This is a genomic window from Microcoleus sp. AT8-A3, from assembly GCF_036705675.1.
Lineage (GTDB): Bacteria > Cyanobacteriota > Cyanobacteriia > Cyanobacteriales > Microcoleaceae > Microcoleus.
In genome coordinates, this window is the sequence record NZ_JAUBVD010000005.1 from 19,644 (window position 1) to 41,153 (window position 21,510).

Consider the following 21,510-nt stretch of genomic DNA (forward strand, 5'->3'; position numbering starts at 1 on the left):
AGGATGGAAATAGCATATTAAGGCGAGATTTGGTATAGAAATAGCAATCCTCTTTGTTTGGTGAACAAGATTTTTTTTGATGAACCGCAGAGGGCACAGAGGGCGCAGAGAGAGAGCACAAAGAGCACAAAGAGCACAAAGAGCACAAAGAGCAGAAAGAGAGAAGTTCGCAAATCCGGGATCGATTGCTATAACTACGTACTTAATTTTTAACTTCACACCGCGAGGCTAAAGCTTCAACAGCGTGGAGGAGTTGAGTTGGAGTCCAATTTGCAGTCAAGCCACTGGCGATCGCACACGATCCCGCACCGACCCCTTCTTTAACATAGCCGCGATCGTAAGCTTGCAGTTGCCCGTAGCGAGAACCCGCAAAACTTAGCTGCGCGGCGAACAGAGGCACACCGCCGATATCATTAGCAAGTCCTACAGTGTCTCCTGTAGGGTCTTCGGCTACCCAGCGCGTAGTCCCCACCGCAACTTGTTCGGGACACCATAGCAGAGCATATTCACGGGCTAAGGCTTGCATCAAAGCGTATACTGCCAGCATTTGCGTACCCCCGGCCAGAAGCACCCCGCAAGTCCGACTCGCGGCGATCGCCATTCCCGCCACCGCTATTTGCATCGGATCGCCCACCGCCGCTACCAATTCTAGGGGAGTGCTGTTTTGTCCGTTAATTTCCCACTCAGCATTATTGAGTCCCGCTGTCACCGCAGCCAATTTTTGAGCGTGATTGCAGCGAGGATGAGAACTATTCACTTTGCCTGCCGCTGCAATACCCAAACCCATTAACACGCCCAAAGCAGTAGTCGTTCCCCCAACTACGCACTCCCCTAAAATTAAATAGCTGCCATTAGTTTGAGCAGCCAATTTAGCTCCCCAAATTAATCCTTGTTCGAGCAAATGTTTGACTGTTTCGAGTTCTAAAGCATTGCCAGAAATCAGACACTTTGCCGGAGTGCCGCCCAAATCAATTGCAGGTACGGTAGGTGGGAGGGGCAAACCAGCATTAAATAGGTAAAGCGGCAGTTCCAAAGCTTCGACTACAGCGCGAGATATCAGTACCGGCGAGGCACCCGCTTCTAGGGGCGGCAAAGGATATTGGGGCGACGGTTGGGGGCCGTTATACAAAAATTCTGCATCGGCTAAACAAGTAAATTGTCGATCGTGCGGGGTTGCTCCTGCTGCTGAAATCCCCGGAATTAAGCCTGTCGCGGTAAATCCTAACACGCAGGCAAATATCGGTTTTCGTCCTCGATAGCGATCGAGCCATCGCTGCCCCTGTTCAATTTCTGTATAAATACCAATCATAAATTAGTCATTAGTCAGTAGTCAGTAGTCATTAGTCAGCAGTCATTAGACCTCTGCAATAATTATTGTGGAACAGGCATCTTGCCTGTTCAAGACTTGCTTTGCAGGAGAGGTCTATTAGTTATTAGTCATTAGTTATTTAGTAGCCATTAGCAATTAGCAATGCCCGATGCCCCATGCCGCATGCCCCAGGCCCAATAACTACTCTTCTTGACACTCCCCTGGCTAAAGCCGAGGGGATTCTTGATTCGCAGAATCAACTTGCCGATGCAGAATTACTTCAACATCGGTAGCGGTCAACTCTCCACAAGCGTTCGGATCTAAGATCCAAGTTCCGACGTGCCCCGCCGTACTTAATCCCCGACTTAGGATATTTCTACCTGCGTTGTGATCGCGATCTAATACACATCCACACCGACAAGCGTGAGTTCGCGTTGATAGACTTTTCTTAACCATGGTTCCGCAGCTAGAACATTCTTGACTCGTCCCGTGGGCTGGCACGGCAATTGTAATCCTTCCGAATACTTTACCGAAATATTCCATCCACACTCGAAACATATACCAAGATGCGTCGTTAATCGATTTAGCTAAGCAGTGATTCTTCACCATGTTTTTGATTCTCAAATCTTCATAGACTACACAGTCGTTTGACTGGATGACGCATCTTGCTAATTTCACAGCAAAATCTTTACGCTGTCTACTTATTTTGAGGTGGCGTTTTCCTAGAATTACCCTAGCTTTTTTTCTATTTTCTGAACCTTTGACTCGCTTTGAAAGCCGCCTTTGGGCTTTCTTTAGTCGGCGCTCTCCTTTGCCCAGAAAACGCGGATTTTCGACTGTAACACCATTAGAGTCTGTGTAGAACTCTTTGAGCCCCACGTCTAATCCAATAGCATTACCTGTAACTTCAATCTTCTCGGAACGGTCAACTTGAACGCAAAACTGGATGTAGTATCCATCGGCTCGTTTGACTAAGCGTACTCGCTTAATCTGGGTAAGCTGATAAAAATGTAAGTCGCGCGTCCCTTTCAGCTTAAGTTTTCCGATGCCTTTTTTATCGGTAAAAGTGATAGATTTTCGGTCAGTTGCCATCCGCCACCCGGTCGTTTTATATTCGACCGACCGATTGTCTTTCTGAAACTGCGGAAAACCCTTTTTCCCGGTAATTTTATTTTTACAGTTGTCGTAAAATCGGGCGATTGCCGACCACGCTCTTTCTGCGCTTGATTGTCGAGCCATGCTGTTGAGTTCATCGCAAAACGTCCATTCTTTAGCTAAAACAGCACTGTACTTATTCAAGTCATACTTGTTGACTTTTTGGTTTTCCATCCAAAAGCGCAATGCTTTGTTACGGATGAATTGTACTGTTCTAATTGCTTCGTCTACAGCGGCAAATTGCTGCTTTTTTCCGTATGCTTTGAATTCAAAAACTAGCATGACTTCGACCTCATCACGATATGCTTATGCTAACAACATCGGCTTAATATCGCTTGAGTTGTTCACAAAGCTTTACACGTAAGTTTCGTATACTATAAAGTTAGTCGTAAAAACTTGGTTCTAACAAAGGAAATGGGAGGCTTTAGCCTCCTTCTGTTTTTCTTCCCCGGACTAAAGTCACGGGGTTTTCATGCTTGATCGTTATAATCGATCAAAACTTCCACCCAGCTTGGTGGGCGCGGAATTGGGTTTCCCAAACGATCTAATAGCAGCAAAGCTACTAAATGCACTACAAATAAATAGACAATATTGTTAACTAAAATCATCCCGGCTGCGATCGCCCCAATTGTGTTCAAACTCGGTACATTAAGCCAGCCCAGCTTCACAAACACCCATTCCACCATCTCTGTTACCTGGGCCGTTACGTAAACCCAGAGGTCTTGACCCACCAACGCTGACAGCAGCCAAAACCGAAAAAAGAAGCCGACAGTACCAATGAGAGCGCCCACACTAATAGAGAGTGACCAACTCGCTTTGCGCCTCCAAAGTCCTCCCAGCGCAACTCCCATAATTCCAAAAGGCATCACGTATAAAATGCTCCGCGTCGGGCCCATGAGTACCGACAGCAGCAAACCCGATACCAAAGCTGCCATCCAAGCTGCTCGGTTGCCCCAGCGCAAGTAAACCAGGGCGATGGGTATCGGAAAAAAAACCCGCAGCAAAGGCCCCAGCGGAAAGTAATAATTTACCAGCCAAATTAAGCTAGCGGTACTTGCCAAAAAAGCCGTTTCTACCAGCCTTAAAGGCGCTTCCCCAGAGATGTGCTTCCCCGGATCGGGATTTGGGCGATCGCCAGTCATTGCTGAAATATCGGCGGTTTGGGGCTCGTTATTTGTACTGGGTGAACTACCCGAATTAGACGCAGCATCTGCTGACAAAAAATCACTCATCCGATTTTAGATTTTAGATTTTAGATTTTACGGGACTGGCCCCCGATACGGCTGATTCCCGGTTTCAGTGTTTGGATGCCTCGCCGCCAAATTTAATATTGCTCGCAGAAACCGGGAATCAGCCAGGAGCGGAAGTCTTACAGCGGATTCCAGGTTTATAAAGTACACCCCAGAAACCGGGTTTCTTCTGGATTTCTCGCCAGAAATCGGTTTTATTCAAGAAACCCGGTTTCTCTGTACTTCACTTACCTGGAAAGTGCTGTATTTTCGATCGATTTTTTCAGCAAACATTTTCAGCAGCATTATTTTTCAATTTTGCCTTCCTGGATTACCAAAACCGAACAAGATGCGTGGTGAACGACATAATTGCTGACACTGCCGAGGAAAGCTTCTGCGAACCCCGTGCGGCCGCGCCTCCCCAATACTATTAAATCTGCGCCCCAATTTTCGGCTGCTTCACAGATACAATGCCCCGGATCGCCGTCCTTTTTGCAGTCAAATTCTACCTGCAATCCTTTTTTTGCTGCAGCGTCGCAGTAATTTTTTAGCAAACCCGAAGCGTGTTTTACGTCGCTTTCCAGCCGCAAACGTTGAGCTTGATAAGCTTGATCCATTAACTCGACATTCATGCCCAAATCTACCGGAATTGGCACTGCCGTCTCCCCCAGCGTGCTGACAGTAACGCAGTTAAATAGCATCACCTGGGCGCGATCGTTCAGAGCTAATTCTAAAGCTTGCGTGAAAACACGGTGGCCCAGTTCAGAATCATCTAAGGCGGCGAAAATTTTCTTAAAACTCACAGCTTTACCTCCTGCAGGAAATCATTAATATCACTTAGTTAACAGAGAGTGCTTTTGAATTAGATTCAATAAAAGCAAACTCTGATACTTCTAGACTAACAGACGCTCTAAGGCGTGCAGGTCGGGAATGCACAAAACGTCACGTTCGCGCTGAATAGTTCCTTTTTTTTCCAGCTTGCTGAGCACTCGCGTTACTGTTTCGCGAGCCAGCCCGCTGAGGCTGCTTAATTCTCTGTGTGGCAGGTTCGGTATTTCTGTACCTCCTGTTTCCAGGATTTTTTTGCCTTGCCCTTCGGCCAAAAATAAGAGAATATCTGCTACTCGCGAGGTACTGTCGGACTCTCGTAAACGCAGGCGGCGGTTGACTTGTCGCAGGCGACGCGCCATCAGTTGAGCTAGGCGAATGCCTGCTAGAGGCTCGGTATGAATGAGCTGCACAAAATCCTGAGATGGCATATTGCCGATCAGTGTCGGGGCTAGGGTGATCACATCTGTCGATCGCGGTGCTTCTTCGATCGCGGCCATTTCCCCGAATAATTCTCCTTTCCCTAAAATATTCAGTGTTACTTCTTTTCCGTCTAGGTTGTAGGTGCGAATTTTCACCCAACCATCCAATATAAAATACACTGATGTTCCCCAGTCATTTTCGAGTAAAATCACTTGATTTGACGGATGACTTCGGGTAACGATGTGGACAGTTGCTCTCTCGATTACAGGATCGGGTAATCCTGCAAAAAAAGGAGTAGAAACTATCAATTGATTTATATTAGAATTCGGGTCTCGGGTGTTAAAGCGGTCTTCCATGAGGCCATCATTTTAATTTATGCGCTTGAGCTGCGCTGGGCAGTTACAAATAGCTTGCAGCCGAGTCATTCGATTTGAGATTCCAGATTTGAGAAACAAGGATCTAAAATCGGCAATTTTACCTCTAAAGTTTTGCGGTCAAAGGCTCAATATGGTAATTAATAGCCTCAAGCTCTGATTGGGAGCTAGAAACTAAAGAATATACCATAATTTTTTAGATACATACCACTGAGCAAATTTTATTAACAAAATTTTAGCTATGTGGCAAACGACTGAGCCGATCGAATTACCTTTGAAAGCACTTCGCGAAGACAAGCTTAACACTGCTGAGAGATTTGTTGTCACTCGGCCTTGCTTTCGAGAAGGCAGAATCCACGATCGCAAGGGGTGCCACGGCAGACAGATCCCAAATCCGAGCAACTGCCTAGAATCTGGCCAATGTCAGCACGATCGGCAAAATCCACAGCCATTGCAAGCCTAAATACTGGCGCTCTTGGCGAGCGAAACCCTCCCACTTCCCAGCAAAATTTTCTGCTACCCAAGATTATTGTACCATTAGTATCTAGCCATGAATACAGATAATAGGCTATAATTAAAGGTTACTCAAATCCAGTATACGGGGATAATCCCGAATCTCGGTATCCCAAATCGCAAATTGTTTGAGGTTTTTTCCAAGTCGGTGAAAAATGAAGAGACAGTGGCGCGCAGACATCCTAACGAAACTCGCGGTGACAGTGTGGGGCTCTTTGTTCAAGCGGGTGAAGGCAAAAGTTGGTCGGGATCACAGCTATTCCGAGCAGGAATCAGCCTCCGGGTCAGGAAACTCGCCCCTGAGTCGCAGAATTTGAAAGCACTTGCAATTGATAGAAGCGGGCATTTGGTGCGGAAGTACCGGTTAACCTATGATAGGCAATAGAAGTTATCCGAAGACAAAAGGTTAATTAACTGTTGTCAGAAAATATTAGTGAATTATTGAGCGAAAGCATCCAGGATACAAGCCCCCGGATTCATCCGTCCAGAAATAAAAAACCTGTATCCGAGAAACTTGCCGAACGTATTTATCTCGCGCAAGTCAATGCTTCAATCTAAAATCTAAAATCTAAAATCTAAAATCGATTGACTTCAGTCTTTTGTCGGTAAAGTTTCTCCCAAGCCGCATTCCCAGAGGTTCCGCCCTTGAATTCTCAGAAGTACAAAATTCAAGCACTGATTGCTGAGATAGACGAGGTACTCAGCAAGCCCGCACCCCGCTTGCCTTGGACGGGTTCTCTTGATACTGTCCACCAGCGCCAACTTTTAGAGCGAGTTCGCGCTTATCTGGTTTCCTCAGACTCAAAGCTAACGGCCCCAAAGGCCGCGGCCCGCCAAAATGTCCGCCCCGAACCAGTTCCAGTACCCAAAGTGCCTCTGCCCCCCCCTGGCCCCTCAGCAGCAGAGCAAATCATGCTGGCAGTAACCGGAGAAATCAGCCACCTGCGTTCCAGCCTGACAGGGCCGCTCCAAGAAGACATAGAAGCTCTGCGGCAAGAGCAGCAAGCTCTCATTCAAGAAATCAAACAGCTAGAAGCAAAACGGCAGCAGCAACAATCCCTAGCTCAGCAACAAGCCAACCAACAGCAAATCATTGCTGAATTTTTGCAGGTACTGAGTGCCCGCTTGGAAGAAACCTTGACTAGCGATTTCTCCCAAATTCTAAATTCCCTAGAAAATCAGTTATTGCAAAGTATCTCAGCACCATACTCTTTGGGCAGTGCGCCTGATGAAGAATCGGCTATTGACGTAACACTTCACCGACAAACCTCAGAAGAACACCCGCTGCTGACGCCGGCTCAGAGGTTGGAGCAAATGCAACTTTTCCAATCTCATGCTGACAGTCTGCTGATGAGCCTCGATTCGAGGATGGCTATCGTGTTCGAGGCTTTGCAAGCAAATCTGCAAAGCTATCAAGCTTCCTTGAGACAAGAACTCGAAAATATGTACGGTTTGAACCAGCAGAGCGAGGCGATGTTCGCGGCTTTGGTCAACCATTTAGCTGCACAGTTGGGGCGAGAAGCTTCTTCCTACGTTCAACAGCCGATCGATTTAGCAAATAATCTCGAAACCGTCACCCCAACCGCAGCCGATCGATCTCCTGTCGCTCCAGCCCTTTCAAATACTGCGATCGAACACTCAGCCCCAGAGACTCAGACGGGAGACTCGGTGCAGTCCATTCGCACCGGCGAATTCGGAGAACAAGACAGATTTCCCTACGCCGGTACAGAAATTTCTCCGCAATTCAGACAGTTGAGGCGCGAACGCGATCGCATTCAATCCCCAATTTTGCTCCCGGAGTTGGAAGATAATTTGTTGGGTTCTACACCCGAAACATCTCAAAATTCAACTCTAGATACGGGGGAAGAATCGGACAATAGGTTTACAGAAACAAACGAAGAGATTGAGGATTTGTATGCAAGTTTGTTCGCGGGAGAAGCGGTTCCTGAAGTAGAATTACAAGTCGAAAGTTTCCTGGTAGAAAATACTGAAATCAAGACAAAAACAGAAGGCTTAGAATACCGAGCGACGACGGATCTGGAAACTGCCGAATCGCTAAAAATGACCGAAGATTTGTTTGTAAATCTGCTGGATGAAGGCGAATCTTTGGAAGAGATTTTAGGAGATGAAAATTCAGACTTTGTAATGGGGAATTCTGTAGAGTCTCTAACTTTAGATAGTGCAGATTTATTTGAACCGCAAGTGGAAACAGTAGCTGAAGTGTCAGAAGCACCAGCCTCAACTGCTGAGGTGAAAATTGACGGGGACGATCGAGAAAATCTAGAAACGGGTCAAAACCAAGGCGAGCAGTTCGACGCTGCGATGCCTGAATCGCCACCTTTGCCGTTGAGAACGCCAGCCGAAATTAGCCCAAACCTCCCCAGTGCCGAGTCTCATGTGCCAAGTATCGGTGAGGTTCAAACTGGCGAGTCCGGCACTTCGTCGCAGCGACTCGATGAGGAGTACATCCAAGCTTCGCCGGACGAGGATTTGCTGCCGATAGAGGAATTAGAAGATGACCTCGATCGAGCTCTAAATTTGGACAACAACACTCTGGAACTTTTGGAGGCAGACCTCTACAATCTGGAGGAAGTGGAAAATACTAGCTCCCGGCGATCGAATTTCTCAGTCGCTAACAGCTTGGATTTATCGGCGAGTTCCCCCGAAGGCATTGCAAACAATCCCTTTGCCGAGGTGGCAGAGGAAGAACTCGGCACGCTGGAGGATTTGTTCTCCGATGTTTTGGAACTATCCTCGGATGATCAACCTTTTGTTTTGGAAGACGAACTTGAGGATGATTTGTTGGCTGAGGAAGACGACTCGAATTTGACGCTAGACGAGATTTTGGCTAGTTTGACCGAAACCGATCGACCTTTGACTGATTCTCCCCCTCCAGAAACTGCCGAAACTAACGAACTGCGATCGAGTCCTCCAGAAAGTCAAAAAAAAAACCTAATTTCGACAGAGAGTAAAGCAGGAGTTGTTGAGGGGAAAACCGATTTTAGCGAGTTTGCCGAAACACAGCAGCAAGAGGCGGCTGGGCATTCTGCAGCAGGTGCGATCGCCCCATCCCGACAACGCCGGAATTCTAGCTGGTATTTGGGCATTGATTTTGGTTCCAGCGGCCTGTCTGCGGCTTTACTCGATCGCACCAGTGGCGAATTGCACCCGATTTACTGGGAAGCATCGCAGGCTGAGGCTTGGCCAGCAGACGCCAGTTGTCGGATTCCCTCGGCTGCGGTGCTGACCCAAACATCCCCAGGTAGCCCAGGGTCAGAGGTGACAGTCAAGTCGGTGGGATTCCGACCCCAGGCTTTGCCTGCAGGAGAATTTTTACTGGAAAATTTTAAATTGCCTCTAAAGGTGGGCATTCCTTATCAGCGGGAGGCTGCTGGGATGTACGAACCGCTGTTGCAGTGGGATCCCTTGCAGGCTTTTTCGATCGCCTTGCCGCTGCAATGTGTGCGGGCGCTGCTGGCTACTTTGAATCCGAGTTTGCGGGGACAAAAATTTGCCGAATCGGGGGAAATTTTGGATTCTGCACCAAGGGCGAATTTTGCAGGATTGCCAGTTTCTAATTTAATTTGTAGGGCTTCGGGACTGACGCCAGAAACTCTTGATGCGGCGCTTTTAGACTTGCAGGGTGTAATTTTGGGGACTCCGGCCGGCTGGTCGGATGTTTATCGGTTTAATCTGCGGGAGGCGGTTTTGGGTGCGTCTCTGGTGGCTTCTGGTTCGCAAATTTTTGTGGTGGAAGATGCGATCGCCACTTTGCTTGCTGCTGTAACTCCTGTGAAAAATGACATGGAAGTCGAGTCGTCAGCCGTGGATTCTGCTAAGGGCACTGAAGAAGCTGCACCGCTGACTGTGAATGCTTCGTCTTTTAGCGGGGGAACTTTGATTTTGAATGCGGGGGCGGCGACGGTGGAATTAGCTTTAGTTGAGTTGCCGTCTAATCTTCAAGATTTAACTCGTGCTGATTTTACTTGCCACAGTTTTGATGCGGCTGGCGATGCTTTCGATCAGGATATTATCTGTCAGTTGTTGGCTAAAAATGAAACTTGGGGAATGTCGATCGATTTGCCACGTCCTGGCCATCCAGATTTGCCGAGTCGCTATCAATTGCAGCAGCGGTTACAAGGTTCTGCTTTTGGCCTGCAATTGTTAGAGGCGGCAAGACAAATAAAAGTTACTTTGCAACATCAAAAAAGTTTTGCTTTGGATATTGGTCAGCAGCATTGGGATGTGAAGCGCAAAGATTTGGAAAGTCTGGTTTTAGTGCCTTTTGTGCAGCAGTTGAACCGTGAATTGAATGCTTTGCTCAGCCGCGCGGGAATGTCGCCGGCGGGGATTAATCAGGCGATTTGTGCGGGGGGTATGGGTGCTTGGCCTGCGATTGCCCGCTGGTTGCGGCAGAAGTTGCCGAATGCGATCGTGGTTCAAGACCAGGAATTGCAGGGCGATCGAGATATTTTTGAGATTCACAATTCTGCATTAAATTCTGTATCTCAAAGTACAAGTTCCCAAAAAATTGGTCGAGTTGCCTGCGGGTTAGCGAGTTTGGCTCTCTATCCTCACATTTTGGATGTGTCGCAGCAGCAGTACAGCGACTTTTTTCTGCTGTGGGAATTAATGAAGGTTTTGGGCGGGGAAACTTTGAGCTTTCAGGAAATTTTGCAGTTGTTGGAGGGCCAAGGCGTGAATACCCGCACCTGCGAACCCCGGATTTTGCGGATTTTGGAAGGAAATTTGCCGGCGGGACTTGTGCCTGCGGAGGAAGATTTCATCCTGCTTGCCGAGGAGTCAAGGCAAAATCCTGATTGGGAAGAAATTTGGGCTGAGCCGCTTTTCTTTGAAGATGTCTCACGCGGTTATCGTTTGAATCTCGAACACGCCTTTGTTGTTCGCAAATATTTAGGCAAACTCGCCTCTAGCAGCCAGCAAAAATTGTTAGAACCGCTAACACTTGCTTGGGATGTTCGCACCGATATTTATCGCTAAACGGCAAAAAACCCGGTTTCTCAGTAGAATCCTCCCTGTCTTCCGGGAAGAGTCCTAGCCGAAACCAGGTTTTTTTGCGTCCCGGACTAACTTTTTTCTGTAAATTTACGTAAGTTTACAGAAACTTTATACGTTTTTATAAAAAATACATAGAAACTTTATAAAAGTGTGATTGCTTTTTAAAGATTGTGCAAAGCTGAGTATTTCAGGTTCAGCAGATTTGGGATGGCTAATAAGATGGACGTAAGAGATCGTTAAAGTTGAGACAAATGATATGAAATTTCCGATGGGTGCCTCGTCGAAATCATTATTATCAGAAATGATGTCGTTATGTTTTCCAGAATCTACTTACAATGTCTGTGTATCAAAACAACACGCTCACCGATCCGTAACGAGCAAGGTAAAACGGTCGATCGATATTTTGGGTGCGCTGCTGGGACTGGCAATTGCTGCTGTGGTGGCGGTGCCGGTGGCTGTGGCGATGCTGTTGGACAATCCGGGCCCGCTGCTGTACAGTCAAGTCCGCTGCAGCTTCAAAGGGCGACATTTCAGAATATGGAAATTTCGATCGATGGTTGTCGGTGCAGAAAATCTCAAACATTTAGTTAGCAACCAAGCCAAGGGTCACATTTTTAAGAATGAAAATGACCCGCGAATTACCCGCGTCGGCCGCTTCTTGCGGAACACGAGTTTGGACGAGTTACCTCAATTCTGGAATGTGTTAGTTGGCGACATGAGTTTAGTGGGAACTCGACCGCCAACTCCCGATGAAGTGGCTGCCTATGACGAGTTCCACTGGCAACGTTTAAATGTCAAACCCGGTCTGACTGGGGAGTGGCAAGTCAACGGACGGTCTAGAGTTAAAGACTTTGACGAGATTGTCCGCATGGATCTCGACTATCAGGGCAAGTGGTCTATTGTCTACGACATCACTCTGATTTGCAAAACAATTTTGGTTGTCTTCAGCAAAAATGGTGCGTGTTAATAGACTTGCTGTTTTGGGTTGTTTTTTGATTTTAAAATTTAGGAAAAAACACGGGATGAAATAGTAGGAAACACATTAAATATATGTTAATAGAATTAGCGATTGGTGACGCTTACGGTGCGGGTTTTGAATTTGTTGACCAGCAGACGATCGCAATGTACAACAATCTCAACGGCTACATCCAGCATCCCCGTCACGATATCCAGCCTGGATGTTACACGGACGATACGCAGATGAGTTTAGCCGTCGCAGAAGCTATCGTCAGCCGAGAACCTTGGACGCCCGAACTTTTAGCCAGCAAATTTGTTGCAGCTTTTCACCGCGATCGGCGATTTGGTTATGCTGGTAAAATGTACAATTTTTTGCTGCAAGTTCAAGACGGCAAAGAATTCTTAGAAAAAATGCACTCCGCTAGCGATAAAAGCGGATCGGCGATGCGATCCGGCCCCATTGGCATTTTTCCTACTATTGAAAAAGTCATCGAAAATGCCACCATTCAAGCTGCAATTACCCACAATAGTCCAGATGGCATTAATGCAGCTATAGCGGCCGCTTTGATGTCCCATTACTTTATTTATCAGCTAGGTTTAAAGAAGAATTTGGGAAATTTTCTAGAAAAGCACGTCCCTGGTGAGTGGTCGATACCTTGGCAAGGACAAGTCAGCGTTAAAGGTTTGGTCTGTGTTAGAGCAGCTATTACTGCGATCATGCGAAATGATAGTATGAGCAAACTGCTCCAAGATTGCATTGCCTTTTCTGGAGATGTGGATACAGTAGCCACTATTGCTTTAGCGGCTGGTTCCTGTAGCAGTGAAATTGCCCAAGACCTGCCAGAAAATCTGGTACAAGGATTAGAAAATCAATCTTATGGCAGAGATTATATCATAGAACTGGATCGACAGTTAATGAATTGCACGATCGACTTCTGACCGAAAGCATCCAGGATACCCGCCACGTGATTCATCCGTCCAGAAATAAAAAACCTGTATCCGATGAAACTTGCCGAACGTATTTATTCGTGGGGTCAATGCTTCAATTCTAAAATCTAAAATCTAAAATCTAAAATCTAAAATCGATTGACTTCTTCCTGATATCTGTTACATCCGTTAAATCCGCATTCACGGCGCGTTGCCGAACTTCTTTCTATTAAGATTAAGGCCAACTGTCACAAATAGGGTTAAATTTTATGTATGTAGTTGCGCTTGGGCGCTCTTTCTTAAGCTAAGAGCGCTAAAGCGCAACTACATACCTTTGTTTAATTTTCCAGTTTGCCTTAGCCGTATCTATTATGAATTTGCCTAATTTGATTACTTTTTCTCGCTTACTGGGAGTGCCTTTTCTGCTCTACGGTTTGTACGACCCAAGCGCGCAAAGCCGCTGGATTTGCACCGCAATTTTTGTGATAGCTGCGGCTACTGATTGGCTGGACGGCTATTTGGCTAGGAAGTTGAATCAAATTACGGATTTGGGTAAGTTTCTCGATCCTCTGGTGGATAAATTGTTGGTGCTCGCGCCGCTTTTAGTGTTGATTGAGTTGGGGAAAATCCCGGCTTGGGGAGTGTTTTTGATTTTTGGTCGGGAGTTGACAATTGCGGGGTGGCGTGTTAATAAAACTACGATTTCGGGAGCTAATATTTGGGGGAAGTTGAAGACGGTGAGTCAGATTGTGGCGATCGCACTTTTAATTGCTCCTTTGTCTGAAGCGTGGAATTTTCCCGCATTAATTGCTTTTTGGGTTTCTGTGGCTTTAACTTTGATTTCTGGCGCTATTTATCTGTGGCCGGAAAAGACTGGTGAGGAAAAGTAAGCTACCTTCTTGATTACTTGTTCCCAAGCTATTCCTGGTAACGAGTTTAATTCCTATTAAACTAAGCCGAAATCAAGCGATCTTTCGGTTGAGGAATAGAACGCCCCAATTCCTGAGCCGTCTCAATCCACTCCTGCATAACAATCTCTATATTTTGTAGTGCTTCTTGATAAGTTTCGCCATCTGCAGCGCATCCTGGTAATTCCGGCACTTCGGCAATAAATACTTGGTCTTCTTGACCAGGAATTTCTTGATGGTACAAGCCCCCGGATTTATCCGTGGAATCAATCCAAAATCGAAAATCTAAAATCCTCAAGCCCCCGCATTTATCCGTGGGGTCAATCTAAAATCTAAAATCTAAAATCTAAAATCGATTGACTCCAGTAGAGGATAATTTCATAGCGAAGCATCGTTTGCACCTCCTAGTTGGTGTTTGAGAATTACCTCACGAATTTGCCTGACTTGATAGGCTTTGGCTTGCGAGCCTTTGGGTTGAAGATTTAGGATTTCTTCAACACCATCTTTAGCAAATACAGCATATTCCATGTATATGTAGTACACACAAGAAAAGCGATCGCCTGCTGTTTGGTGCGTCGCCACCCGTCAATCTTCAAGTTTTATCCAATATCTCGGAGCGACGCACCCTACCGATTAACTATTAAAATCATCAGTCCTCTAAAGAGGACTTTTGCTATTAGCCGGGGGTTTAAACCCCCGGCGGACTGGGGGAAAAGCGAGGTTTATCAAGATTACTTCCCCTTAATAATGGCTCCCAGATTTCCGATAGTGCACCGCTGTCACGCCGTCATTTTTCAGCAAATGACCGTTTTCAACTGCTGCATAAACTACCCAGTGATCGCCGCATTCCATCCGACTTATCACTTCGCATTCGAGATAAGCTAGAGCATCAGTCAAAACCGGACAGCCGTTGCTAGCTTCCATTGTTTCGACTCCCGCAAATCTGTCTTCTCCCGGAGCAAAGTTTTTCATGAAATACTTCCGCAACTGTCGCCCTTCGGCTAAGATATTCAGCACAAACTTATCTCCGGCGTACATCAAAGCTTCGATCGATCGATCTTTCGCCACCGCAATCGTCACACCGGGCGGATTAAATGTTGCTTGCGACACCCACGAAGCCAGCATCGCACTGGCTACCTCCCCCCGCTTCGCCGAGAGTACGCACAGCGAACCAACCAATCTCCCTACTGCTTGTTCAGTGCGATCGCTACCGGCTGCTAACTGCGGTTTCGGTGCCCGCAATTTTTGCGATCGAATCAAAGCTTGAGCAAAATCCGTTCCCGCTTCTTTACACTCGTGAATCGTCGCCGCCGTCGGCTTAAATTTGGCTCGAATCGGCTCAAATCCAATTCGATAGCCGGCATCTTTCAGCTTATTTTCCACTAAGTCGATCGCCTCTCCACTCCAGCCAAAAGAACCGAAAACCCCCGCTAGTTTGCTCTTAGTTGCTGTAGATAAAACAATTCCCAAAGCAGTTTGAATTTGCGTCGGAGCGTGTCCTGCTAGCGTGGGAGTTCCGATGATAAATCCCGCGCATTTTTCGATCGCCTCTTGAATTTCTCCCGGTTCGGCAAATTCGCAGTTAATACTTTCCACCGCCACGCCGGCTTTCGTAATTCCTTTGGCGATCGCCTGCGCTAAAGTAGCCGTATTTCCGTAAGCCGAAGCATAAATCAAAGCAACTGTCAAGTCTTTTGAATTTTGTTGCTGGCTCCATTCCCGATACAAATTGCTCAGTTCATTAAGGCCGTAACGGACGATCGGGCCGTGACCGGGAGCATAAAATGCTGCGGGTAAATCGGCGAATTTATCCATTGCCGTCAGCACTTGTTTTGCCTGAGATGCGTGCAGGGAATCGTAATAATAGCGCCGATCTTCGCTGTAAACGCTCCACCCTTCATCAAATACTTGGTCGCCGCAAACGTGAGCTCCAAATAGTTTGTCAGTGAACACGATTCGAGTGTGCGGATCGTAGGTGCAAAGTTGGTCAGGCCAGCGGGGAGTCGGAGTCGCGATGAATTTTAAGGCGTGACCTTTTCCTAAGTTGAGAGTTTCCTCTCCCCGAACGACCATAATGTTTAATTCTTGGTCGGGGAAAGCGGCGCGCAAACTAATTGCTGCTGGATTCGTGCAAACCAAAGCTGCTTCAGGAGCTAATTCTAACAGAGCTTTAATTGTTACTGATCTGTTAGCATTGAAATGCCCCAAAATTATGTAATCCAGCTTGGTCAAGTCCACCCGTTGCTGTAAAAAATCGATGTAATTTTGAGTAAAAGATTCCCCCGGCGGATCGAACAAAGCAGTTTTGTCAGCTTGAATAATATAGCTATTGGCTGTCGTCCCCTTTTGCAGCGAATACTCGACTTCAAATTTGAGTCTGTCCCAAGTGCGCGATCGCACAATAAAAGTATCGAGTGCGATCGGGATAAACTGCACATCGCGGGGTTTGGCATCCGATGCGAGTCTAGGAGTCAAAGTATTAGTCATTTATTGCACCTATGAGAAACTGAACTACAGAACTTCTTTTGATTTCGTGCCAAAACTTGGTATCTACAATGTCAAACCTTGCACCTCTACCCTGTAAATTGGTATCCAGGTCAATCAGAAATTCCCTGGTTTTCAAATCGTCGCCAATTTGGATAAAGCTCACTCCAATTTCTTCATCTTTATCTATTTTATTTGCCGCACTTACAAGAATTTCGGCAACAGCAGCGGTATTTTCGGGTTTTTGATCTAAAACTGCAACAATTATTGTTCCGTTTTTCCCTTTGGCATTTGGTTTGCTTGCAAAATAATCACTAAAAGTTGCTTTCAGAGCTTCTTCCAAATTAATTGCAGTGGGGTTTTCTGAATCCGGTTCCGTATTTTGTCGCTGCAAAATTTGAGCTAACCGCGCAACATTGGAATTTTGATACTTCCACATAGGAGTAGAAGCTTCGTAAACGGTGATGCCGTCGCTGTCAAATTGCTGACATTTTTTTGCTAAGTCGATCAGAGATGCCTGTGCTTCTACCCAATCCTCGTACCAAGGATGGTGAGGGTCTCTGCTGGCATCGCTTCTGGCAATAATAATTGTGTAATCTCGGTCTTCTAAAAGATTGGCAGGCATTGGCAATTCCCCTATTAAAATGAAGTCTAAATGACAACGGTTTGCCCGGTTTGCTGCTGGTGGCGCACCCAACACCCAGAAGCCGGTAAGGTGCGCCACAAGCACCCAAAGTTGAGAGTTTTTGGCTAGCCAGTTGTGTCCTGGACTGTAATTGTAGGGTGCGTCAGTAGATAGTCGATGATGAAGTCGAATAAAACATCGGCTGACGCACCTTACTAATACGTTTGGGGTATGTTGACTCAGACAGTCAATCAATATATCGTTGAATTTCCCCTTTGCACCTGACAACAGTCAACTGTCAACTATCAACTGACAACTGTCAACCGTCAACTGACTTCCTAATAGTGATTTCCCACTTTGCGGTGGTGAACAGCAGGCAGTGCATCGGGATTGGATACGCGGCCGCTATCAACGATCGCATATACGATATGATGATCCGAAAGTTCCATCCGGCTGACTACTTCGCATTCCATGTAAGCTAAAGCATCTGTCAGAATTGGAGAACCGTTGGTTGCTGGTTGAGTTTTAACTCCGGCAAATCGATCGGCACCAGGAGCAAAACGCTTTAAAAAGTGCCTCATCAAAGTTTGATAATTGCCTTCTTCCAGCACGTTGAGAACAAATTTATCTCCCGCGCGCATCATCGATTCGATCGCCCGATCCTTCGCAACTGCTATTGTTAAACCCAGCGGTTTAAAGCTGGCTTGCGTTACCCAAGAAGCTAGCATCGCACCGCTAACCTCGCCTTTTTGAGCGGTAATGATGTACAGTCCGCCGCTGATTCTTCCCAAAGCTTTATCGAGGTCGCTGTCGAGGGATTTCATCTGTTTGACTGCTTTGTCCCGCGTCAGCCACTGTCCTAAGTCAGTGCCGGCTTCGTCGCAAAGTTGATAACTCGCTTCAGTCGGTGATTCTTTAATTAAAATGTTGGGAAATGCTTCTTTTAAACCCAACTCTTTGAACTTGTTTCGCAGCGGGTAAATCGATGCGTCATCGCCGCCGCCGGATTCACACAAACCGAAAGATTGTTTGTTGTTAGCTGCAACTAAAATTGTGTTGATTGCGGCTTCGGCATTTACAGCAGCAGTACCGCCACTCGGTGGCGAACAAATTACGATACCGGCAGCATTACTGACAAGTTCCGCAACTTCTTGTAAGTCGGCGATTCTCAAATCCATCATTTCCACAGCGACACCTGTTTTGGTGATACCGTGGGCGATCGCTTGGCTGAGTCGATCGCTAAATCCGTAGTCGGAGGTGTAAAATACCGCTACAGTGGTTTCTGCCTTAGCTTGCGCTTGGCTCCACTTTTTGTAGCGTCCGGTAAGTTCCACCACATTGTGCCGCAGCAGCGGCCCGTGACCGGTCGCAACTGTACCGATTTCTCCCAATTCTGCCATCCGCTTCATCGCAGCGAGTACCGATCGAGCATTGGGACCCATCAAACACTCATAATAAAAGTGGTAATCTTCCTCAATTGCTGCTAAATCGTCATCGAAGGTGCTGTCGGAACAGTAGTGCATCCCGAAAGCGTCGCAGGTAAACAGCACTTGAGTTTTGCTGTCGTAGCTGAAAATAGTATCAGGCCAGTGCAAGTTCGGCGCCGATACGAATTCGATAATGTGGCCGTTTCCTAAATCTAGTTTGTCCCCGTTTTTGACCACCAATCGCTCAAATGGTTGGTGTACAAGGTTTTCTAAAAATTGAATTGCTACTTTCGCCCCCACGACAATCGCTTGGGGTGCCAGCGCCAGCACGTCTTTGACTAAACCGCTGTGGTCTGGTTCGGTGTGGCTGATAATTAGATAGTCAATCTCTTTGGGGTCAATTTCGCCCGTTAGAGTTTCCATGTATTGCTGGCGAAACTTCTCGTGCGAGGTATCCACGAGGGCCGTTTTTTCACCGCGAATGATGAATGAGTTGTATGTTGTACCGTTTTTGAGTCCGAATTCGATGTCAAAGCGGTCTCTATCCCAATCCAGGCATCGAATTGCCGTTGTGTCAGAGGCAATTTCGACTTTTTCCACCGTCAATCTGCGTTGGACTCGTTCAGTCAGCGCTACCATCAGTGCCTCCTTGTCTTTTACCCATTACCTTATTGTCTTCATTCTGACACGTTTTTTTTGTAAATCTTTATAAAATTTCCTATCACTCAGTTAAGCATCCCAAAACTGATCTCTATGTATTGACAAAAACCTAATATGTGTGCTATGGAAACCAAGTTCGATCGCCCAACCGATCGAACTTGGTTTTGCATGGAAATTGTGATCGAGCAGTCAGTTAGGATCGCGAATTAAATAACTTACAATTTTAATTGTTATTGTGGGATGGGCGTCCCGCCCGTCCACTCATGACGGGCGGGACGCCCATCCCACTTTCAAGAGTGGAAGTTATTTAATTCTCATTCCTTAGTTAGTACCAACTTAAAAGCTGTACAAAATGTGCAGTAAGACGATCGAATAAAAAAAGCCCAAATCCACAGGGCAAAATCGATTCAGTGAAGTAAAGCTATGTCCGAAAGTTCCTTTGATAAAACTAATTTGGGTTGGCAATTAGGACAGTCGCAACAACGATTGCAGGAGTGGTGGGAACTAAAAACTGCCCAAAATATACCGAATGTCTAATTGCCATCTTGGTTTGATTCCCCCATCTTGGGGGCGATCGCTAAAGCAGCCTTTTGGTTAATCTTAGCATTGCTCGCAGTCTGGGCGAGTTGGCGGATTTGGCAACTGTCGCGTTTTTATATTCATAATTTCAAAAATAGGAATAAAACAACTGATGGCAGTGCAAAACAACAATTAAAGATTTATCCGTAGCAGAGTTGTTGTTGCGATCGCAAAAGTTGCAGCAGCAAGGGAAATACCACCAAGCTTGCTGCTTGCTTTACATGGCGGTTGCAGCGGTTAAATGATGCGGGAACCGCGATTCACCAACCCAGCCGCACTGATGGCGAATATTTGCAATTAATCGAGCAATTACCCCAGCCAGCGCCTTACGAAACTTTGATAAAAATACATCAGCAACTATATTTTGGGAATAGAGAAGCTGACGCCTCAATCTTTGAACAGTGTCAGCAAGCTTATCAAAAAATTAAGGATTAAGTAGGTAAGCGGAAAAAAACAATAATATCCAATCAATAATTCTAGGGGCAGGTTTTATCAAAAATTATTGCCAAAAACCGACAATCTCAAAAACCCCCACCCAAGGGCAAATCGCCATCTAATTCTTTCCACATACAAGGGTTCAAGGTCGTACTCGAATAACGCGCGCAGCATCTAAGAGTACGACCTTGAAATGGTTCTATCAGACCCAATTAAGCAATGGGTTGAAGGCAACGAAACTAGCACCAGCAATGGGATTCGGGTCGAGACCTCCCACAATCGACCCTGTGGGTGAATCCCATTAGTTGTCAGTGCCAGCGACTGTCCCACAGCGAAGATTTTACCCGCGTACCTCGCTTTCTTGAAAAAAGCTGTAGTGAGGAATCAGACTGATAAAAAGCATTTAACTACTTGCGGGACATATTAGTAGAGCAAGGATTGCTCGCCCTACTAACAGCCTTAGATGAGAGTGATACTTGTTGCCGCTGTACTGCCGAAACTGTAGCCCGCAGTGGGGTTAGCAAGACCTAAGCGCACAATCCCATTATTGGTACTAAATGGGTTGTCTTCAATAGTAAAGGTTTGGCTGAGTTGGCCGTTGGCGAAGGACAACGTGCCGCCAGTGGGGCCGCCCGGGTTAAGCAGGTAGTCGGTACCATATACAGGTGCAGGGCCGGCGCCTGGAGTACCCGCCAGAATAATATAATCAATCGATGCTGCACCTAAGCCGCTTGAGCGGGTAACTGTAACCGTTGTGTTGCCCCCCTGAGTGGCGATCGATCCGTAATTAGACGCACTATACTCGAAGATATTGCCAGATGCACTGCTGCTACCGTCAATAATCTGTAGTTGTGCTGTTGACGGAGTGCCGACGGGGCCGCTGTTGAGAAATAGGTTAACAATCTCAGTCATTTCAGGCACAGTATCAGCATTGACAAAGATGTTGAACGTCGTGGAAGTTACCCCAGGGGCAAAGTTGAGTACACCAGCAGTAGACGCATAATCAGCCGCACTTCCTCCAGTTGATAGGGCGGTGCCGTCAAGAGTACCGTAGCCAATGCTTGCGGCAGCCGTAGTGGCGCCGATGCGATTGACTGTCACCGTAGCAAAGCCAGATGATTCTGGAGTGGTGAAAGTAGCCGCACTAAAAACAAACTGGGTTGCTGTTGATGTTGCTGGAGTTGGAGTCGGCGTCGGCGTCGGCGTTGGGGTCGCCACATCATTAATCGTCAAAATTGACGGACTACTGCCGACATTGCCACCGAAGAGCACCAAATTGACCGTTTCCGGCGATTCCAAAATCGAATCAGTCAAAGCCGTCACCGTGAAACTAGCGGTAGTTTGCCCCGCAGCAAAATTCAATACCCCCGCCGCCGTTCCAGTGTAATCAGGTGCACTGCCTGTTGAACTTGCCGAACCGTCGAGAGTAGAGTAGTTAATCGATGCAGCCTCCGTGCCGCCGGTGCGAGTAACGTCAATCGTAACCACGCCGCCTTCAGCCACCGTGTAATTTGGTTGGGTGAACTGGAAGATACTTGGAGATGTCGGAGTTGGAGTCGGCGTCGGCGTCGGCGTTGGGGCCGCCACATCATTAATCGTCAAAATTGACGGACTACTGCCGACATTGCCACCGAAGAGCACCAAATTGACCGTTTCCG

General features: G+C 46.8%; 17 protein-coding genes. 6 read left to right on the plus strand and 11 right to left on the minus strand.

The window, feature by feature from the left end:
* Positions 1-202: 202 nt before the first annotated feature.
* The 5 genes from cobT to QUB51_RS04510 all read right to left on the minus strand — a co-directional run bounded on the left by cobT (position 203) and on the right by QUB51_RS04510 (position 5,300).
* Positions 203-1,309 carry a nicotinate mononucleotide-dependent phosphoribosyltransferase CobT gene (gene cobT, locus QUB51_RS04490; RefSeq protein ID WP_333057989.1) on the minus strand — a complete coding sequence of 369 codons (1,107 nt, stop codon included), beginning with the start codon at positions 1,307-1,309 and terminating at the stop codon, positions 203-205.
* 225 nt (positions 1,310-1,534) lie between these two features.
* Entirely contained in the window at positions 1,535-2,746 is a 1,212-nt protein-coding gene (locus QUB51_RS04495; protein WP_333298332.1) for a transposase, read from the minus strand.
* Positions 2,747-2,934: 188 nt separating this feature from the next.
* On the minus strand, positions 2,935-3,696 hold the full coding sequence (locus QUB51_RS04500; RefSeq protein WP_333233756.1) for a DUF2232 domain-containing protein: 762 nt from the start codon (positions 3,694-3,696) through the stop codon (positions 2,935-2,937).
* 302 nt (positions 3,697-3,998) lie between these two features.
* Entirely contained in the window at positions 3,999-4,496 is a 498-nt protein-coding gene (locus QUB51_RS04505; RefSeq protein WP_333058207.1) for a universal stress protein, read from the minus strand.
* Positions 4,497-4,586: 90 nt separating this feature from the next.
* Positions 4,587-5,300: a Crp/Fnr family transcriptional regulator gene (locus tag QUB51_RS04510; protein WP_190663937.1), complete on the minus strand. Its 714-nt coding sequence runs from the start codon at positions 5,298-5,300 to the stop codon at positions 4,587-4,589.
* Positions 5,301-5,559: 259 nt separating this feature from the next.
* Here QUB51_RS04510 and QUB51_RS04515 point away from each other — a divergent pair, with 259 nt between their 5' ends.
* The 5 genes from QUB51_RS04515 (at position 5,560) to pgsA (ending at position 13,624) form a co-directional block, all read left to right on the plus strand.
* Positions 5,560-5,781 (plus strand): hypothetical protein, encoded by a 222-nt coding sequence (locus tag QUB51_RS04515; RefSeq protein ID WP_333260648.1) that lies wholly within the window; start codon positions 5,560-5,562, stop codon positions 5,779-5,781.
* A gap of 695 nt (positions 5,782-6,476) precedes the next feature.
* The gene (locus QUB51_RS04520; RefSeq protein WP_333260651.1) at positions 6,477-10,832 is read left to right on the plus strand and encodes a hypothetical protein; all 4,356 of its coding nucleotides are present in this window, start codon (positions 6,477-6,479) and stop codon (positions 10,830-10,832) included.
* Positions 10,833-11,151: 319 nt separating this feature from the next.
* The gene (locus tag QUB51_RS04525; protein WP_333058211.1) at positions 11,152-11,817 is read left to right on the plus strand and encodes a sugar transferase; all 666 of its coding nucleotides are present in this window, start codon (positions 11,152-11,154) and stop codon (positions 11,815-11,817) included.
* Positions 11,818-11,900: 83 nt separating this feature from the next.
* Positions 11,901-12,746, plus strand: a complete 846-nt coding sequence (locus QUB51_RS04530; protein WP_333260654.1) for an ADP-ribosylglycohydrolase family protein — start codon at positions 11,901-11,903, stop codon at positions 12,744-12,746.
* Positions 12,747-13,105: 359 nt separating this feature from the next.
* The gene (pgsA, locus tag QUB51_RS04535; protein ID WP_333260657.1) at positions 13,106-13,624 is read left to right on the plus strand and encodes a CDP-diacylglycerol--glycerol-3-phosphate 3-phosphatidyltransferase; all 519 of its coding nucleotides are present in this window, start codon (positions 13,106-13,108) and stop codon (positions 13,622-13,624) included.
* Between the two features lie 61 nt (positions 13,625-13,685).
* On the opposite strand, the gene QUB51_RS04540 is transcribed toward pgsA, so the two are convergent.
* The 5 genes from QUB51_RS04540 to QUB51_RS04560 form a co-directional block, all read right to left on the minus strand.
* Positions 13,686-13,940 (minus strand): type II toxin-antitoxin system HicB family antitoxin, encoded by a 255-nt coding sequence (locus tag QUB51_RS04540; RefSeq protein ID WP_333260660.1) that lies wholly within the window; start codon positions 13,938-13,940, stop codon positions 13,686-13,688.
* An 80-nt stretch (positions 13,941-14,020) separates the two neighbouring features.
* Positions 14,021-14,224, minus strand: a complete 204-nt coding sequence (locus tag QUB51_RS04545) for a hypothetical protein (protein ID WP_333260663.1) — start codon at positions 14,222-14,224, stop codon at positions 14,021-14,023.
* 159 nt (positions 14,225-14,383) lie between these two features.
* Positions 14,384-16,129: a diflavin flavoprotein gene (locus QUB51_RS04550; RefSeq protein ID WP_333233753.1), complete on the minus strand. Its 1,746-nt coding sequence runs from the start codon at positions 16,127-16,129 to the stop codon at positions 14,384-14,386.
* Positions 16,122-16,751 (minus strand): hypothetical protein, encoded by a 630-nt coding sequence (locus QUB51_RS04555; RefSeq protein ID WP_333058218.1) that lies wholly within the window; start codon positions 16,749-16,751, stop codon positions 16,122-16,124. The genes QUB51_RS04550 and QUB51_RS04555 overlap by 8 nt, the downstream gene beginning before the upstream one ends.
* Before the next feature lie 338 nt (positions 16,752-17,089).
* Entirely contained in the window at positions 17,090-18,817 is a 1,728-nt protein-coding gene (locus tag QUB51_RS04560; protein ID WP_333207639.1) for a diflavin flavoprotein, read from the minus strand.
* Positions 18,818-19,645: 828 nt separating this feature from the next.
* On the opposite strand from QUB51_RS04560, the gene QUB51_RS04565 reads away from it, so the two are divergent.
* Positions 19,646-19,852 carry a DUF4129 domain-containing protein gene (locus QUB51_RS04565; RefSeq protein ID WP_333058356.1) on the plus strand — a complete coding sequence of 69 codons (207 nt, stop codon included), beginning with the start codon at positions 19,646-19,648 and terminating at the stop codon, positions 19,850-19,852.
* Positions 19,853-20,311: 459 nt separating this feature from the next.
* Here QUB51_RS04565 and QUB51_RS04570 read toward each other — a convergent pair.
* The coding region (locus QUB51_RS04570) for a Calx-beta domain-containing protein (protein WP_333058357.1) at positions 20,312-21,510 on the minus strand (1,199 nt) is incomplete at its 5' end.

Bases quoted from the DNA above. Each gene is read 5' to 3' on its own strand.
- cobT (WP_333057989.1), bottom strand. From the start codon at position 1,309: ATGATTGGTATTTATACAGAAATTGAACAGGGGCAGCGATGGCTCGAT.
- QUB51_RS04495 (WP_333298332.1), bottom strand. From the start codon at position 2,746: ATGCTAGTTTTTGAATTCAAAGCATACGGAAAAAAGCAGCAATTTGCC.
- QUB51_RS04500 (WP_333233756.1), bottom strand. From the start codon at position 3,696: ATGAGTGATTTTTTGTCAGCAGATGCTGCGTCTAATTCGGGTAGTTCA.
- QUB51_RS04510 (WP_190663937.1), bottom strand. From the start codon at position 5,300: ATGGAAGACCGCTTTAACACCCGAGACCCGAATTCTAATATAAATCAA.
- QUB51_RS04515 (WP_333260648.1), top strand. From the start codon at position 5,560: ATGTGGCAAACGACTGAGCCGATCGAATTACCTTTGAAAGCACTTCGC.
- QUB51_RS04525 (WP_333058211.1), top strand. From the start codon at position 11,152: ATGATGTCGTTATGTTTTCCAGAATCTACTTACAATGTCTGTGTATCA.
- QUB51_RS04530 (WP_333260654.1), top strand. From the start codon at position 11,901: ATGTTAATAGAATTAGCGATTGGTGACGCTTACGGTGCGGGTTTTGAA.
- pgsA (WP_333260657.1), top strand. From the start codon at position 13,106: ATGAATTTGCCTAATTTGATTACTTTTTCTCGCTTACTGGGAGTGCCT.
- QUB51_RS04550 (WP_333233753.1), bottom strand. From the start codon at position 16,129: ATGACTAATACTTTGACTCCTAGACTCGCATCGGATGCCAAACCCCGC.
- QUB51_RS04555 (WP_333058218.1), bottom strand. From the start codon at position 16,751: ATGCCTGCCAATCTTTTAGAAGACCGAGATTACACAATTATTATTGCC.
- QUB51_RS04560 (WP_333207639.1), bottom strand. From the start codon at position 18,817: ATGGTAGCGCTGACTGAACGAGTCCAACGCAGATTGACGGTGGAAAAA.